At 74.2% G+C, this 16370-nt stretch carries 16 protein-coding genes; 10 read left to right on the top strand and 6 right to left on the bottom strand.

Annotated elements, in window-relative coordinates:
• Positions 1–12: 12 nt before the first annotated feature.
• Complete coding sequence (gene glgX, locus KC207_RS14915) at positions 13–2178, bottom strand: glycogen debranching protein GlgX (RefSeq protein ID WP_211604108.1); 2166 nt, start codon at positions 2176–2178, stop codon at positions 13–15.
• Between the two features lie 35 nt (positions 2179–2213).
• On the opposite strand from glgX, the gene KC207_RS14910 reads away from it, so the two are divergent.
• Both KC207_RS14910 and KC207_RS14905 read left to right on the top strand, forming a co-directional pair.
• Positions 2214–2681 (top strand): T3SS (YopN, CesT) and YbjN peptide-binding chaperone 1, encoded by a 468-nt coding sequence (locus KC207_RS14910; protein ID WP_211604107.1) that lies wholly within the window; start codon positions 2214–2216, stop codon positions 2679–2681.
• The gene (locus KC207_RS14905; protein ID WP_211604106.1) at positions 2678–3457 is read left to right on the top strand and encodes an enoyl-CoA hydratase/isomerase family protein; all 780 of its coding nucleotides are present in this window, start codon (positions 2678–2680) and stop codon (positions 3455–3457) included. Before KC207_RS14910 ends, KC207_RS14905 begins: the two co-directional genes overlap by 4 nt.
• 1 nt (position 3458) lies before the next feature.
• Here KC207_RS14905 and KC207_RS14900 read toward each other — a convergent pair whose 3' ends face one another.
• Positions 3459–4748 carry a DUF2254 domain-containing protein gene (locus KC207_RS14900; protein ID WP_211604105.1) on the bottom strand — a complete coding sequence of 430 codons (1290 nt, stop codon included), beginning with the start codon at positions 4746–4748 and terminating at the stop codon, positions 3459–3461.
• Between the two features lie 599 nt (positions 4749–5347).
• Here KC207_RS14900 and KC207_RS14895 point away from each other — a divergent pair.
• The 6 genes from KC207_RS14895 (at position 5348) to KC207_RS14870 (ending at position 10184) form a co-directional block, all read left to right on the top strand.
• The gene (locus tag KC207_RS14895; RefSeq protein ID WP_211604104.1) at positions 5348–5551 is read left to right on the top strand and encodes a hypothetical protein; all 204 of its coding nucleotides are present in this window, start codon (positions 5348–5350) and stop codon (positions 5549–5551) included.
• A gap of 90 nt (positions 5552–5641) precedes the next feature.
• Positions 5642–6430, top strand: a complete 789-nt coding sequence (locus KC207_RS14890) for an electron transfer flavoprotein subunit beta/FixA family protein (RefSeq protein ID WP_211604103.1) — start codon at positions 5642–5644, stop codon at positions 6428–6430.
• Between the two features lie 33 nt (positions 6431–6463).
• Entirely contained in the window at positions 6464–7420 is a 957-nt protein-coding gene (locus KC207_RS14885; protein ID WP_211604102.1) for an electron transfer flavoprotein subunit alpha/FixB family protein, read from the top strand.
• 151 nt (positions 7421–7571) lie between these two features.
• Positions 7572–8753 carry a cysteine desulfurase family protein gene (locus KC207_RS14880; RefSeq protein WP_211604101.1) on the top strand — a complete coding sequence of 394 codons (1182 nt, stop codon included), beginning with the start codon at positions 7572–7574 and terminating at the stop codon, positions 8751–8753.
• Positions 8753–9835, top strand: a complete 1083-nt coding sequence (gene mnmA / locus KC207_RS14875) for a tRNA 2-thiouridine(34) synthase MnmA (RefSeq protein ID WP_211604100.1) — start codon at positions 8753–8755, stop codon at positions 9833–9835. Before KC207_RS14880 ends, mnmA begins: the two co-directional genes overlap by 1 nt.
• The gene (locus KC207_RS14870; protein ID WP_249138768.1) at positions 9825–10184 is read left to right on the top strand and encodes a TraR/DksA family transcriptional regulator; all 360 of its coding nucleotides are present in this window, start codon (positions 9825–9827) and stop codon (positions 10182–10184) included. Before mnmA ends, KC207_RS14870 begins: the two co-directional genes overlap by 11 nt.
• Before the next feature lie 4 nt (positions 10185–10188).
• Here KC207_RS14870 and KC207_RS14865 read toward each other — a convergent pair whose 3' ends face one another.
• Both KC207_RS14865 and KC207_RS14860 read right to left on the bottom strand, forming a co-directional pair.
• On the bottom strand, positions 10189–10383 hold the full coding sequence (locus KC207_RS14865) for a hypothetical protein (protein ID WP_211604099.1): 195 nt from the start codon (positions 10381–10383) through the stop codon (positions 10189–10191).
• A gap of 75 nt (positions 10384–10458) precedes the next feature.
• Positions 10459–11976: a S8 family peptidase gene (locus KC207_RS14860; protein WP_211604098.1), complete on the bottom strand. Its 1518-nt coding sequence runs from the start codon at positions 11974–11976 to the stop codon at positions 10459–10461.
• Between the two features lie 221 nt (positions 11977–12197).
• On the opposite strand from KC207_RS14860, the gene KC207_RS14855 reads away from it, so the two are divergent.
• Both KC207_RS14855 and KC207_RS14850 read left to right on the top strand, forming a co-directional pair.
• The gene (locus KC207_RS14855) at positions 12198–13172 is read left to right on the top strand and encodes a pirin family protein (protein ID WP_211604097.1); all 975 of its coding nucleotides are present in this window, start codon (positions 12198–12200) and stop codon (positions 13170–13172) included.
• A 25-nt stretch (positions 13173–13197) separates the two neighbouring features.
• Entirely contained in the window at positions 13198–14241 is a 1044-nt protein-coding gene (locus tag KC207_RS14850) for a uroporphyrinogen decarboxylase/cobalamine-independent methonine synthase family protein (protein ID WP_211604096.1), read from the top strand.
• Positions 14242–14274: 33 nt separating this feature from the next.
• On the opposite strand, the gene KC207_RS14845 is transcribed toward KC207_RS14850, so the two are convergent.
• Entirely contained in the window at positions 14275–14802 is a 528-nt protein-coding gene (locus KC207_RS14845) for a hypothetical protein (protein WP_211604095.1), read from the bottom strand.
• Positions 14799–16289 (bottom strand): long-chain-fatty-acid--CoA ligase, encoded by a 1491-nt coding sequence (locus KC207_RS14840; RefSeq protein WP_211604094.1) that lies wholly within the window; start codon positions 16287–16289, stop codon positions 14799–14801. Before KC207_RS14840 ends, KC207_RS14845 begins: the two co-directional genes overlap by 4 nt.
• Positions 16290–16370 lie beyond the last annotated feature (81 nt).

Below are 16370 nucleotides of genomic sequence, written 5' to 3'. Positions count from 1 at the left end.
ACGGGTCCCGGGTCAGGCGGGCGGCGCGAGGAGGTAGAGGCGGAGGGAGCCGCCCGGCACCATGACCGTCGCGCCCGCGTCGACGGCGGCCGGCTCCTCGGGGCGCTCCCGGGCGCTGTCCCAGGCGAGGGCCGCCGTGCGCCCGCCCGGGGGCGGGACGAGGGAGACCTCGACGTCGTCGTCGGTGCCGTTGACGACGACGAGCGCCCCGGCGTCGTCCGGTGTCGGGGCCGCGAGGAGCATCTGGAGCACGCGGGAGCCCGGCCCGTCCCAGCGCTCGCCCATCGGCGCCCCGTCCCGTCCGAACCACTCGACGTCGAGCGCTCCGTCGACGCCGGTCGGCCGCCCGAGCGCCCACGACCGCGCCCGGAGCACGGGGTGGCGCCGGCGCAGGGCGACGAGCCGCCGGGTGCTCGCGAGGAGGTCCTCCTGCCACGGCTCCAGCCGCCAGTCGACCCAGGACGTCTCGTCGTCGAGGCAGTACGGGTTGTTGTTCCCGCCCTGGGTGCGACCCAGCTCGTCGCCCGCGGTGACCATCGGCACCCCGTGGGAGAGCAGGAGGGTGCCGAGCACCGACCGGGCGGCCCGCCGGCGGGCGGCGAGGACGGTGTCGTCGTCGGTCGGGCCCTCGATGCCGTGGTTCCACGACGTGTTGTGGTCGGTGCCGTCGCGGTTGTCCTCGCCGTTGGCCTCGTTGTGCTTGTGGTCGAAGGACACGAGGTCGGCGAGGGTGAAGCCGTCGTGCGCCGTGACGAAGTTGACCGACGCCGTCGGGCCGCGGTCGCGGGCGCCGAAGAGGTCGCGCGAGCCGGTGAGCCGGGTGGCGAGGTCCCGCGCGTCGTGCCCGTCGTGGCCGTGCGCCCGGGCCCGGACGTCGCCGACCCAGAACCGGCGGACGTCGTCGCGGAACCGGTCGTTCCACTCCAGGAACGGTGGCGGGAACTGCCCCGTGCGCCAGCCGTGCATCCCGAGGTCCCACGGCTCGGCGACGACCGCGACCCGGGAGAGGACCGGGTCGGTGCGCAGCGCGACGAGGAACGGGTGGTCGGGGTCGTAGTCGTCCCCGCGGCCGCGCCCGAGGGCGACGGCGAGGTCGAAGCGGAACCCGTCGACGTGGTACTCCTGCACCCAGTGCCGCAGGGAGTCCAGGACCATGCGGCACACGACGGGGTGGCGCAGGTCGAGGGTGTTGCCGCACCCGGTGACGTCGATGTCCCGGCCCCGCTCGTCGAGCCGGTAGTAGGCGCGCTGGTCCAGGCCCCGCCAGGACAGGGTCGCGCCGTCGCGGGACTGCTCGGCGGTGTGGTTGTAGACGACGTCGAGGATCACCTCGATCCCGGCCTCGTGGAGGAGGCGGACCATGCCCTTGACCTCGTCGACGACGCCCTGGGGGTCCGTGGCCGCGGCGTAGGCGGCGTGCGGGGCGAAGAAGCCGAGGGTGTTGTAGCCCCAGTGGTTCGTCAGCCCGCGCCGGACGAGGTGCGGCTCGTGGGTGAACGCGTGGACCGGCAGCAGCTCGACCGCGGTGACGCCCAGGCCGACGAGGTGCTCGACCGACGCGGGGTGCGCGAGGCCGGCGTACGTGCCGCGCAGGTGCTCGGGGACGCCCGGGTGGCGCATCGTCTGGCCGCGGACGTGCGCCTCGTAGACGACGGTCTCGCTGCGGGAGCGGCCGAGCGGGGCGTCGTCGCCCCAGTCGAAGGCGTGGTCGACGACGACGCCGCGAGGGACGTGACCGCGGCTGTCGAGCGAGGACCGGTGCTCGAGCGACCCGGACCAGGAGTCGTCGACGGCGTGGCCGTAGAGCGCGCGGTCCCAGGTCACCGCCCCCTCGACGGCGCCCGCGTACGGGTCGAGGAGCAGCTTGTCGGGGTTGAAGAGGTGGCCGGCGTCGGGGTCCCACGGCCCGTCGGCGCGCAGCCCGTACCGCTGCCCCGGCGCCATGTCGGGGACGAGGCCGAACCACCAGCCGTGCGCGCGCTCGCGCAGCGGCACCCGGCGCTCGCTCTCGCCGGAGACGTCGCCGGGCTCGAAGAGGCACACCTCGACGGCGTCGGCGTGGCCGGCGTAGACCGAGACGTCGGCCCCGCCCGGGACGAGGGTCACCCCCGGTGGCGGGGGCAGGTCGCGGGTGAGCGGACCCGGCGGCGGGGACGTCGGGTGCGACCAGGGCGACATGGAAGCGAACCCTAGTCACTGGCTACGGTGGGCAGATGACCGATCCCGGCTCGCTGCCCAACTTCCCGCCGCCCGCGGACGAGCACCCGCTGCGCGGTCGCGTCCTCGACGTGCTCAAGGACCTCGGGCTCGACCCGAACCTCGACGGCGACGGGGACGTCGCCTTCACCGCGAACGAGCAGAACCTCTTCGTCCGCTGCACCGAGGGGGACGTCGAGATCCTCCGCCTCTTCGGCCAGTGGCAGATCCAGGACGACCTGCTCGGCGACCGGCTGAGGCTGCACGAGACGTGCAACGAGATCAACCTCCACATGAACCACGTCAAGACGGGGATCGCCGGCAGCACGCTCGTCGTCACCGGCGAGCACGTCGTCACGCCCGAGGCCGACCTGTCGATGATGACGCAGATCTCGGTCCAGGTGGTCCTGTCCGCCGTCCACCTCTGGCACCAGCGGATGCTCGGCATCGACCCCACGACCGGCAAGCCCCAGGAGGAGTCGTGACCGACCTCGTGCGTCTCGAGGTCGAGGACGGGATCGGCACGATCCGCCTCGACCGCCCCCCGATGAACGCGCTCAACGCCGAGATCCAGCGCGGGCTCATCGACGCCTGCCGCGAGGCCGCCGAGCGCGACGACGTCGCCGCGGTCGTCGCGCACGGCGGCGAGAAGGTGTTCGCCGCGGGCGCCGACATCAAGGAGATGGAGACGATGTCGTACACCGACATGGTCGACCACTCCTCGCTGCTCCAGGACTTCACCCGCGCCCTCGCCCGGCTGCCGAAGCCGACCGTCGCCGCCGTCACCGGGTACGCCCTCGGCGGTGGCTGCGAGGTCGCGCTCGCCTGCGACTGGCGGGTCGCCGCCGACGACGCGAAGCTCGGCCAGCCCGAGATCCTCCTCGGGATCATCCCCGGGGCCGGCGGCACCCAGCGCCTCGCCCGGCTCGTCGGTCCGGCGAAGGCCAAGGACCTCGTCCTCAGCGGCCGGTTCGTGGGGGCCGACGAGGCCCTCGCCATCGGGCTCGTCGACCGGGTCGTCCCCGCCGCGGAGGTGTACGACACCGCGCGCTCCCTCGTCGAGCGCTACGTCGGCGGGCCCGCCTACGCGATCCGCGCCGCGAAGGAGGCGATCGACCGCGGTCTCGAGACCGACCTCGAGACCGGGCTTGAGATCGAGCGGATGCTCTTCGCCGGCCTCTTCGCGACGAAGGACCAGAAGACCGGCATGCGCAGCTTCGTCGAGAACGGCCCCGGCAAGGCGACCTTCGAGGGCGCCTGAGCTACGAGCCGGTCCGGGGGCCGTCGAGGAGGCTGCCGAGGGCCGTCCGCTTGGCCGCGACGGTGGCGGCGTGCTCCGGGCGGGCGGCGGCCTCGACGTCGTCGAGCAGCGCGCCGATCCGGCGTGGCACCTGGAGGGTGTCCCGGCCGTAGTGCGCGACCTCGTCGAGGGCGAGGTCGACCAGCCGCGCGAAGGTCGTCGGACGGTCCACGACGCGCACGGTGCCGCCCCCGTCGACGACGTACGCCGACCGGTCCGGCCGGGTCGCGACGACCCGGAGGATCCGGTGCAGCTCGTCGAGCACCTGGACCGCCGTCGTCGGGTCGTTGACGCCGGGGGAGAGGGCGCGCTCGGCGACGTCGACGAGCTGGCGCACCCCGAACTCCGGGTCCTGCTGGAGCGTGCGCTCGCGGCCGAGCCCGACGCAGTCCCGGACCCGGTCCAGGACGGGGTCGTCGGCCGCGGCCCCGTGCACCCGGGCGAGCTCCTGCCCCGTGTGCCGCACCTCACCCGGCCGGGTCAGCAGCTCGACGACGACGCCGGCCTGCTCGGCGCACGCGACGAGGTGCGAGTAGTGGACGCGCTGGACGACCCCGTGCCGGTCCCGGGTCGTGACGAGCACCGACGGCCCGTCGCCCTGCGACCAGGACGGGGGCGCGGCCGACCGGTCGGCCCATTCCTCGTCGGTCCCGCTGCGCAGGGCCGCGACGGTCGCCGCCGCGACGCGGTCGATGACCTTGTCGACCTGGATGGCGTCGGTGATGTGGTGGATGAAGGCGAAGAACAGCCCCACGCTCGCGATGACGAGGGCGAAGGCGACGGTCACCGACAGCTGCGGGACGAAGACCGACTCCCCGCCACGGATCGTCCGCAGCACGATGAGGGCGAACATGAAGGAGGAGGTGAACACCCCGAGCGTGGCCTGGACGACCCGGCTGCCGAGGAAGGTCGCGAGGAGCCGCGGGGTGAACTGGCTGCTCGCCAGCTGCATGACGACCATCGTGATCGAGAAGACGAGGCCGGTCACCGAGATCATCGCGCTCGCGATCGTGCTGAGCAGGCTCCGGGCGGACTCGACGTTGCCCTCGAAGAGCACCGGCACCGTGCCCAGGACCATCGCGTCGAGGACCGGCAGCAGCACCCCGAGGACGCCCGCGCCGACCGTGATGGCCACCGGGAGCACCCAGAAGGGGCGCCACAGCCGGTCCCACCAGCCGAGGGTCTCGGGGTCCCCGAGGGGGCCGACGGTGCGCCGCACCGCTCCTGGACCGACGGCGTCCTCGCTGCTCACGCGGCCGATCCTGTCAGACCGGGCGGGCTGAGTACGCGTGCTCGGGCGGCCGCGGGCCCCGCCCGCCACGCTCGACGGCATGCCCCCTCCGCCGGCCGCCCCCGCCGACCACGGCGCCGCGTCCACCCGCACCGTGGTCCTCACCGTCGTCCTCGCGTCCCTCGCGTGTCTCGGCACCGGGGCCGTCCTCGCGTGGTGCTCGGCGTTCGGCTGCGCCCCGTTCGAGGAGCCCTTCGAGCCGGACGGCCGTGCGGCCCGGGAGGCGCGGACGGCGGCCCGGGAGCGCGTGCACGTCGATCTCGACACCCTCCTCGCGGGGTCGGTGGTCTCCTCCACGGTCGAGGACCGGTGCATTGCCGGGGAGTACGGCTGGAAGCGGAGGGACACGTGGTCGCACGTGTGCACGGTCGTCGCCGAGCGCGTCGTCGTCCTCGCACCGGACGACCTGCTCGGTGCACTGCTCCGGACCGAGGAGGGGGCCAGGGACCTCGGCTGTCGGCCGCTGCCGGGGGACGCCGTCGCCGAACGGCTGCCGGCGCTCCCGCCGGACGCCCGGGCGCCCGGGGGAGCCGGTCGTCCTCGACCTCGGGCCCGGCCGGGTGGGGGCCTGGTACCCCTGCCGGGACGGCACGTCCTCCGTCGAGGTCCGGCTCGTCGTCGACGACGAGGTGGCGACACCTGCCACCGGCGACGTGGGCCTCCTGCGCGTCACCCGGACCCTCACGTACTACCGCACCGCCTTCCACCTCCGGGACCGGGACCGGGGTTCGACGGTGGCGACCGTCACGCCGCCCGGATGGTGAACGAGCGCTCACCGAGTGACAGGATGGGGGCGAACCCGGACCCGGCACCGCCCGGGCAGCCCGCCACGACACGAGGAGGAGCGGACGCGCATGAACATCGTCGTCTGCGTCAAGTACGTGCCGGACGCACAGTCCGATCGCACCTTCCAGGAAGCCGACAGCACCGTCGACCGCGCCGGTGACGGCCTGCTCTCCGAGCTCGACGAGTACGCCGTCGAGGAGGCCCTCAAGGTCGTCGAGGGCGCGGGAGAGGGCGAGGTCACCGTCGTGACCGTCGGCCCCGAGGCCGCCGCCGACGCCATCAAGAAGGCCCTGCAGATGGGCGCCGACAAGGGCGTCCACGTCCTCGACGACGCGATCCACGGCTCCGACGCCGTCGGCACCTCGCTCGTCCTCGCCGAGGCGGTGAAGAAGGCCACCGACGGCAGCCCGGAGCTCGTGCTCACCGGGATGTCCTCGACCGACGGCGTCATGGGCGTCGTGCCCGCGATGATGGCCGAGCGCCTCGGTCTGCCGCAGGTCACGTACGCCTCCGAGCTCACCCTCGGCGACGGGTCGGTGACGATCCGCCGCGACGGCGACACCGCGTCCGAGACCGTCGAGGCCTCGCTGCCGGCGCTCGTGTCGGTGACCGACCAGATCAACGAGCCGCGCTACCCCTCGTTCAAGGGGATCATGGCGGCGAAGAAGAAGCCGGTCGAGACCTGGAGCCTCGCCGACCTCGGGGTCGACGCCTCCGACGTGGGCCTGGACGCCGCGTGGACCCGCGTCGTGTCCTACGCCAAGCGTCCTCCGCGCGAGCAGGGCGAGATCGTCACCGACGAGGGGGACGGCGGCAGCAGGCTCGCCGAGTTCCTCGGCGCCCAGAAGTTCCTCTGACCGGCCGCCCCCAGCACCAGGAGCACCAGACCCATGGCTGAAGTCCTCGTCCTCACCGACCACGCCGGCGGCAAGCTGCGCAAGGCCACCGCCGAGCTGCTGACCCTCGCCCGCCGCATCGGCGAGCCGTCCGCCGTGCACATCGGCCCCGGCGCCGACACCGCGCAGAAGACGCTCGCGAAGTACGGCGCGCACAAGGTGTACTCCGTCGACGCCGAGGACGCCGCGAGCTTCCTCGTCGCGCCCCAGGCCGAGATCCTCGCCCAGCTCGTGGAGAAGACCTCGCCCGCCGCGGTCCTCGTCCCGAGCAACGCGGCCGGCAAGGAGATCGCCGCGCGCCTGGCCATCAAGACCGGCTCCGGGATGATCACCGACGCCGTCGACGTCCGGCAGGGCGAGAACGGCATCGAGACGACCCAGTCCGTCTTCGCCGGGTCTTACACCGTCACCGCGCAGGTGACGACCGGGACGCCCATCCTCTGCGTCAAGCCGAACTCCGCGACGATCGAGGCCGCCCCCGAGGCGGGCGCCGTCGAGGCGTTCGAGGCGACCGTGAGCGACGCCGCGAAGGCCGCGAAGGTCACGGACAGCCAGCCGAAGAAGGCGACCGGGCGCCCCGAGCTCACCGAGGCGGCCATCGTCGTCTCCGGTGGTCGCGGGACCGGTGGCGACTTCGGCCCCGTCGAGACCTTCGCCGACTCCCTCGGCGCCGCCGTCGGCGCGAGCCGGGCCGCGGTCGACGCCGGGTGGTACCCGCACAGCAACCAGGTCGGCCAGACCGGCAAGCAGGTCTCGCCGCAGCTCTACGTCGCGGCGGGCATCTCCGGGGCCATCCAGCACCGGGCGGGCATGCAGACCTCGAAGACGATCGTCGCCGTCAACAAGGACGAGGAGGCGCCGATCTTCGAGCTCGTCGACTTCGGCGTCGTCGGCGACCTCTTCTCGGTGCTGCCGCAGGCCACCGACGAGGTGAAGAAGCGCAAGGGCTGACGCGACCGCGCACGGACCACCGCTCACGAGGCGGTGTGCCGCGCGCTCGCGCGGACGATGAAGGGGCGACCGGACCCGGTCGCCCCTTCTGCGTCCGCGGGCCGACCCGGCGGGCCGGAGAGGGGGACCCCGAACCGTAGACTCGGTCACCGTGACGCACTACCTCGACCACGCGGCGACGACGCCGATGCTGCCCGCGGCGCTCGAGGCCTTCGTCGGGACGAGCGGGCGCGTCGGCAACCCGTCCTCGCTGCACACCTCGGGCCGTGCCGCACGCAAGGTCGTCGAGGAGTCGCGCGAGCGGATCGGGGCCGCGATCGGTGCCCGGCCCTCCGAGGTCGTCTTCACCTCCGGCGGCACCGAGGCCGACAACCTCGCCGTCAAGGGCGCGTGGTCCGCGGTGCGAGACTCCGAGCCCGGCCGCTCACGGATCGTCTCCAGCGGGATCGAGCACCACGCGGTCCTCGACCCCGTCGAGTTCCTCGTCGAGCACGACGGCGCCCGGGTGTCCTGGCTCGAGCCGGACCGCTGTGGCCACATCGGCGTCGAGGACCTGCGCGGCGTGCTCGCCGGGTCCGACGACGTCGCGCTCGCGACGGTCATGTGGGCCAACAACGAGGTCGGGACGGTGCAGCCGGTCGCGGAGCTCGCCGCCGTCGCGCGGGAGCACGGCGTCGTCTTCCACACCGACGCGGTCCAGGCCCTCGGCCACCTGCCCGTCCGCTTCGACGACAGCGGCGCGGACCTCATGACGCTCAGCGCCCACAAGGTCGGCGGCCCGGTGGGGGTCGGCGCGCTCGTCGCCCGGCGCGACGCGCGTCTCGTCCCGCAGCTGCACGGCGGCGGCCAGGAGCGGCAGGTGCGCAGCGGCACCCTCGACGCCGCCGGCATCCACGCCTTCGCCGTCGCGCTCGAGCACACCGTCGAGCACCGCGACGTCGAGGCCAAGCGGGTCCTCGCGCTGCGGGACCGGCTCGTCGAGGGGGCGCTCGGCCTCGGCCTCGGCATCACGGTCAGCGGGTGCTGGCACGCGGGGGACGCGGCGGGCAGGCTGCCCGGCAACGCCCACCTCCTCGTGCCCGGCTGCGAGGGCGACTCGCTGCTGTACCTGCTCGACGCCGCGGGGGTCGAGTGCAGCACGGGGTCGGCGTGCCAGGCCGGCGTGCCGCAGCCGAGCCACGTCCTGCTCGCCATGGGCTACTCCGAGGCGCAGGCCCGCGGCGCGCTGCGGCTCTCGCTGGGGCACACCTCGTCCGACGCCGACGTCGACGCCGTCCTCGCAGCCCTGCCGGGTGTCGTCGACCGGGCCCGACGGGCGGGCGGGGTGGCCTGATGCGGGTCGTCGCCGCGATGTCCGGCGGGGTCGACTCGGCGGTCGCCGCCGGGCGGATGCTCGACGCCGGGCACGAGGTCGTCGGCGTGCACCTCGCGTTGTCCCGCTCGGCCGCGACGCTGCGTGAGTCCGCCCGCGGCTGCTGCACCGTCGAGGACGCCGGCGACGCCCGCCGGGTCGCCGACCGGCTCGGCATCCCGTTCTACGTCTGGGACATGGCGCAGCGCTTCGAGCGGGACGTCGTCGAGGACTTCGTCGCCGAGTACGAGGCGGGGCGCACCCCGAACCCGTGCCTGCGGTGCAACGAGAAGATCAAGTTCGCGGCGCTGCTCGACAAGGCGCTGGCCCTCGGGTTCGACGCCGTCGCGACGGGGCACTACGCGCAGGTCGTCGACGGCCCGACCGGCCGCGAGCTGCACCGCGCCGTCGACCCGGCGAAGGACCAGTCCTACGTGCTCGGGGTGCTCGACGCCGACCAGCTGGCCCGGTCCTTCTTCCCGCTCGGGGACACCCCGAAGGACGGGGTGCGGGCCGAGGCCGCCGAGCGCGGCTTCTCCGTCGCGAGGAAGCCCGACAGCCACGACATCTGCTTCGTCGCCGACGGCGACACCCGCGGGTACCTCGCGCGCCGCCTCGGGACCCGCCCCGGCGAGCTCGTCGACGCGGTCTCCGGCGAGGTCGTCGGCGAGCACGAGGGGGCCTACGGCTTCACCGTCGGGCAGCGGCGCGGGCTCGGCGTCGACCGCTCGCGCCTCGACGGCGAGCCCCGCTACGTCGTCGAGGTCGACGCTCCCCGCAACCGGGTCGTCATCGGGACCGCCGACCTGCTCGGCGTCGACCTCGTCACGGGGCGCCATCTGCGCTGGTGCGGGCCGCCGCCGGTCGGCGAGGTACGGCTCGGGGCCCAGGTCCGCGCCCACGGCGAGGAGACGCCCGCGACCGCGTCGGTTGACGGCGACACCGTCACCGTGCGGCTCGACGCGCGCGTCCGCGGCGTCGCCCCGGGACAGTCGGTCGTGCTGTACGACGGCCCCCGGGTCGTCGGCTCCGCGACGATCACCGACGCCGGCCGTGCCGCCTGAGGGTGCCGGGACGGACCCGGGCGACGCGCTGCGGGCCGAGGAGGAACGGCTGCGCCGGACCCTCGCCGACCTCGAGGCGCAGATGGCACGGCTCGTCGAGTCCTCACGCGGCGACAACGCCGACGACGAGCACGACCCCGAGGGCCAGACGATCGCGTTCGAGCGCTCCCAGCTCGCCGCGGTGACCGCCGAGACGCAGGAGCGGCTGGCCGAGGTCCGGGCCGCCGTGCGCCGGGTCGTCGACGGCGGGTACGGGACGTGCGAGGTCTGCGGCCGGTCGATCCCCGACGGGCGGCTCGAGGCCCGTCCGACGGCGACGACGTGCGTCGAGCACGCCGCGCGTCGCTGACCGGTCAGGAGGGCCCGCGCCCCCGTCCGCCGCGCAGGGCGAGGCCGAGGCCGACGAGCGCGACGAGCGGCCCGACGACGGCCCAGAGGGTCACCCCGGTCATCGGGCTGCCCCCGACGAGGCCGAGTCCCTGGCCGGTCCACAGCAGGCCGACGAGGACGAGCAGGACTCCGAGGACGACGGCGACGGTGCGGGTCATCGCCTCACCCTAGTCGCGGACACGGCCGGGGCCGGCCGGCGCGCGCGGCACCGACCGGCCTCGGCCGTGGGGACCTCAGTCGACGGCGGCGAGGGCGTTGACCTCACCGGCACCGTAGAACCCGTTGCGGGCCCCACCGGTGCACGTCGCCTCGTAGGTGTCACCGAGCGCGGGCGTCGGGTTGTAGACGCCGTCCGGGCACGGCAGCGGCGTCGCCGTGCGCTCGAGGAAGGACGCGAGCGCGTTCGGGGTGAGCCGCGGGTGCGCCGAGATCGCGAGCGCCGCGACGCCGGCGGCGTGCGGGCTCGACATCGACGTGCCCTGCTTGTATCCGTAGCCGTTCGCGCCGGTGGCGGGGTTGTACGTCGTCGACAGGATCGCGTCGGCGGCGTTCGAGGTGGCGCCGCCGGAGCGGAACCGGGCGTCGCCGCCGGGGGCGGTGACGTCGACCTGGCCCTGGCCGTAGGAGGAGAAGTACGACTTCTGCTGGGTCGGGCCCGTCGCGGAGACGGTCACGACGCCGGGGGCCTGGCCCGGCAGGACGACGCACGCGCCGTTGATCGTGCGGTCCTCGACCGGGGCGCTGCCGTCGTTCGGGCTGCCGGAGTCGATGAACGTGTGCTGGAGGTCGACGTTGGCGTTGCCGGCGGACGCGACGTTGAGGACGCCCTGCTGGGAGGAGTAGCGGATCGCCCGCTGGACGGCCTGCCACACCGGGCGCTGGCGCTCGTCGTTGCGGCAGTTGAACTGCCACGGGTCGATGTAGTAGCTGTTGTTCGTCACCTCCATGCCGTGCTCCGCGGCCCACATGAACCCGCAGACCGCGGCCTCGGGGAAGATGTAGCCCTCGTCGGTGACGACCTTGACGGCCGCGACCTTGACGCCCGGCGCGACGCCCGTGACGCCGACACCGTTCAGGCCCGCCGCGACGGTGCCGGCGACGTGGGTGCCGTGGTCGGAGGTCGTGGGGTTCCACGCGGCCTCGGCGGTGTCCTGCACGCCACCGATGCACGAGACGCTCTGGTCGTAGGCGATCTGGTCCCGCAGGTCGGGGTGCGAGCTCGAGATCCCGCTGTCGAGGATGCCGACGGTGACGTCCGCGTCGCCGGTCGTCACGGCGTGCGCCTCGGGGACGTCGATCGCGTCCATGTCCCACTGGAGTGAGTACAGGGGCTCGCCCGTCGGGTCGCCGGTCGCCGCCGCGACGTCGGCCGCGTCGACGGACGTCGTCGACTCCTCGTCGAGGAGGGTGCCGAGACCGGCGGTCGAGGCGACGGACTCGACACCGGCGCCGCGCACGCGCTCGGCGAAGCCGGCGTCCGTGGAGCGGGCGACGAGGACGCCGATCCGCGCGTAGTCGGCGACGACGGTGCCGCCGGCCGCCGCGACGCGGTCGCGGGCCTTCGAGGTGCCCTTGCCCTGCGGGGCGAGGACGAGGAAGCTGCCCTCGCCGTCGGCGACGGTGGTCGCCGAGCTGCCGGTCGAGGCGGTCGCCGGGGCGGCGGCGGCGCTGCCTCCGGCGACGCCGGCCGCCGCGAGGGCGGCGACGGCGCTGACGCCGAGGAGGCGGGTGCGGGATGCACGGGTTGTCACGGGGTCTCCCATCCGATGTGCTGGTCGTCCGGCAGGGTGAGCCGGACAGGGACACCCTCAGGGACGTCGGGCCGGTCGGCAACCGGAGGAGCGGACCCGTCGCGCGGGACCCGTCTCGGTCGCCCGCATCGACCCGTCCGGTCGTGGAATGTTGAATCGTCAACTATCGTTGGACCCGGTACCTCCGACCCGGAGGACGACCACCGAGGAGCGTGAGCACCATGCCTGCCGTCACCGTCGAGAACGTCCTGACCCTCCCGCGGGTCTCCGAGCCGCTGTCCACCGCGGTCCCGCGCCCGGTGCGGTCCGTGACGACCGCCCCGCAGGGCTTCGAGGGGGAGGGCTTCCCCGTCCGTCGCGCCTTCGCCGGCGTCGACCTCGCGGCCCTCGACCCGTTCATCCACATGGACCAGATGGGCGAGGTCGAGTACGCCCCGGGCGAGCCGAAGGGCACCGCCTGGCACCCGCACCGCGGCTTCGAGACCGTCACCTACATCATCGACGGCACCTTCGAGCACCGCGACAGCCACGGCGGTGGCGGCACGATCACGAACGGCGACACCCAGTGGATGACCGCCGGCTCCGGCCTGCTCCACATCGAGGTGCCGCCGGAGGAGCTCGTCGTGAGCGGTGGGCTCTTCCACGGCCTCCAGCTGTGGGTCAACCTGCCGCGGGCGCAGAAGATGTCCCCGCCGCGGTACCAGGACATCCGTGGCAACGACGTCCAGCTCCTCTCGAGCCCGGACGGTGGCGCCCTCGTGCGGGTCATCGCCGGCGAGCTCGACGGCCACGAGGGGCCCGGGATCACGCACACCCCGATCACCGTCCTCCACGTGACCGTGGCGCCCGGTGCCCGGGTGCGGCTGCCGTGGAACCCCGGCTACAACGCTCTCGTCTACGCGCTCAACGGACGTGGCACGGTCGGTCCCGACCGGCGGGCGCTCCGTACGGGTCAGCTCGCCGTGCTCGGCGGCGGCGACGTCGTCGAGGTCGGTGCGGACGAGTCGCAGGAGTCGCGCAGCCCGAGCCTGGACCTCTACATCCTCGGCGGGCGCCCCATCCGCGAGCCCATCGCCGCCTACGGGCCCTTCGTCATGAACACCCGCGACGAGCTCGTCACGGCGTTCGAGGACTTCCAGGCCGGTCGCCTCGGCACCATCCCGAGCGAGCCGCACCCGGGGCACGACGTCCTCTGACCCGGGCGTGCGCGAGGATGGCGGGATGAGCCCCGACCCCGCCGCCACCCCCACCGGTGCGCCCGCCGACGGGCCCGCCGTCGTGCGGGCCACCGGCGTCGGCTCCTGGCCGGGACGCTCGGTCCGCGAGGCCGTCCGCACCGTCCGGGACCTCCTCGTCGACGGCGACCGCCTCGGCCTGCCCTACCTGCCGGAGACGCCCGCCCGCGGTCCCGGCGCCGACATGGTCGGTCGCGCGGCGGGGATGCTCGTCGACCTCCCGGTCGACGTCCAGCCGTCCGGGTGGCGGCTCGTCGACCGTCCCGGGCGGGACGCGGGGCGGACCGCGTCCCTGCACCGCGAGGACCTCGACGAGCTCGCGGAGGCCTACGACGGGTACACCGGCCCCCTCAAGGTCCAGGTGTGTGGTCCGTGGACCCTCGCGGCCGGCCTCGAGCTGACCCGCGGCGAGCGGGTCGTCACCGACCGCGGCGCGACCGCCGACCTGCGGGCCTCGCTGGCCGAGGGCGTCCTCGCCTACGTCGCGGACGTGCGACGCCTCGTCCCCGGGGCGGAGGTCACCGTCCAGGTCGACGAGCCCTCGCTACCCGCCGTCCTCGAGGGCAGCCTGCCGACGGCGTCCGGGTACGGGCGGGTCCGCGCGGTCGACCCGCAGGTCGTCGCGTCGGGGCTGCGCGACCTCCTCGCGGCGCTCGACGGCCCCACCGTCCTGCACAGCTGTCACCCGCGGGCCCCGCTCCCGCTCCTGCGGGGTGTCGGCGCCTCGGCACTCGCCCTCGACCTCGTCGACGCGTCACCGACCCGCTGGGAGTCGGTCGCCGCCACCCTCGACGCCGGGATCGGCGTCGTCGCGGGGGTCCTCGCGACCGACGGTCCGGCGGACGGTGGCGCGGCCCGGGACCGGGTGCGGGAGGCGCTCGGTCGGGCCGGGCTGGAGCTCGGCGAGGTCCGCGGGCTCGCGGTCTCCCCGGCGTGCGGGCTCGCGGGGGCCGGGACGTCCCTCGCGCGGGACGTGCAACGGGCGAGCGTCGAGGCCGCCCGACGGCTCACCGACGACGCCCACGCCTGACCGGCACCGCACGCCCGGTGCCGCGTCGGGCCGTCAGACGACGTCGTCGTCGGCCGGCTCCCACGCGTCGGGTGGCACCGGGTCCACGACCGCCGCCGCCCGCCGCCAGGACCGCTGCGCGAGCATCCCGGCCGCCACCGAGACGACGCCGAGCACGCCGAGGGCGAGGACGCCCTCGCGCGGCGCCGCGTCGAGCCCGTCGATGAAGCGCCCCGGCGCCCACACGAGCAGCGCCACGGCGATGGCGAAGGCGCCCAGCACGACGAGCGGGTCGAAGCCGCCGGGCCGCCGCAGCAGCAGGCGCCAGACCCCGACGAGCGTCCACCCCGCGAGGACCGCCGCGACGAGGGCCACCGGGGCGAGGACGACGTCGTTCCACAGCGCGACCTCGTCGCCCGGCCGGGGGAAGAAGACGACCCGGACCCAGAACGTGACGACGAGGGCGAGGACCGTCGTCCACACGAGCGAGAAACCGATGCCGACGGCGCGCCAGACGTCGGCGACGGTGACCTGCCGCGCCGCGCGGGCGTCGAGCCGGGGACGGAGGTCCTGCTCGCTCATCCGGTCGGGGCGCTGACCTCGCGCCGGAGGATCTTGCCCGTCGGGCCCTTGGGCAGCGTGTCGACGACCCAGACCTTGCGCGGGTACTTGTAGGCGGCGATCCGCTCCTTCGTGAACGCGATGACGTCCTCCGGCGTGGCGCTCGAGCCCTCGCGCAGCGCGACGGCCGCCCCGACCTGCTCACCGAGCAGGTCGTCCGGCATCCCGACGACGGCCACCTCGAGGACGTCGGGGTGCTGGTAGATGACCTCCTCGACCTCCCGGGGGTACACGTTCATCCCACCGCGCAGGATCATGTCCTTCTTGCGGTCGACGATCGTGAAGTAGCCCTCGTCGTCCATCGTCGCGAGGTCGCCGGTGCGGAACCAGCCGTCCGGGATGGCCTCGGCGGTCGCCTCCGGCTTGTTCCAGTAGCCCTTCATGACGTTGTCGCCGCGGATCGCGATCTCGCCGACCTCGCCGACCGGCACCTCGGCGCCGTCCTCGTCGACGCAGCGCATCTCGCAGCCCGGGATGGCCAGGCCGATCGTGCCGGGCTTGCGCTCGCGGTCGGGCATGTTGAAGGAGGCGACGGGCGAGGTCTCGGACAGGCCGTAGCCCTCGAGGATGACGCAGCCGAACTTCTCCTCGAACGCCTTCATCACCTCGAGCGGCATCGCCGAGCCGCCGGAGGCGCAGGTGCGCAGCGACGAGGCGTCCATCCCGTCCGAGCTCGGGTGGTTGAGGATCGCGGCGTACATCGTCGGCACACCCTGCATGATCGTCACCCGCTCCTTCTCGATGACCTCGACGGCCGCCTCGGGGTCGAAGCGGGGGATGAGCGCGAGGGAGGCCCCGGCGATCGTCGCGGCGTTGAGGCCGACGACGAGCCCGAAGACGTGGAAGAGCGGCAGGCACCCCATCACGACGTCCTCGGCGGTCATCTGCTGGATGACATGCGCCGAGCGCATCGCGTTGAGGTGGATGTTGCTGTGGGTGAGCTCCGCACCCTTGGGGCGGCCCGTCGTGCCGGAGGTGTAGAGGATGATCGCCGTCTCGTCGTCCTCGCGGGAGGTCGGGTCGGCGATCGGCTCGCCGCCCTCGAAGTCCTCCGGGCCCATCGCGCCGGTCGTCACGACCCGGGTGCCGCTGTTCTGCGCCCCCTTCGTCGCCTCGTCGACGAAGTCCGGCCAGACGAAGGCGATCTTGGCGCCGGAGTCGGAGAAGAAGTAGTCGATCTCGCCGGCCTTGAGCAGCGGGTTCATCGGGACGACGACACCGCCGGCGAGGAGGATGCCCCAGTAGACGACGGGGAAGCTCGGGACGTTCGGGAGGATGACGGCGACGCGGTCACCCGGCTGCACCCCCTCGGCGCGCAGCGTGCCGGCGACCTTGGCGGCCATCCCGTGCAGCTGGGCGTACGTGACCCCCTGACCGCTGACCCGCAGGGCGTCCTGCTCGGGCTGCTCGGTCGCGGTGGTCGTGAGGTTCGTCGCGAGGTTGGTCATCGAGGACTCCTGTCCGGCTGCGGTGACGGACCCCCATCCTCGCCCGTCCGGCGCCGGGACGCCAGAGCCGGGGGCGGGTGT

The sequence above is a fragment of the Phycicoccus avicenniae genome (assembly GCF_018139485.1).
Taxonomy (GTDB): Bacteria; Actinomycetota; Actinomycetes; order Actinomycetales; family Dermatophilaceae; genus Phycicoccus; species Phycicoccus avicenniae.
The sequence above is the reverse complement of the archived record's forward strand: the minus strand, read 5'-3'. Positions and strand labels throughout refer to the sequence as shown.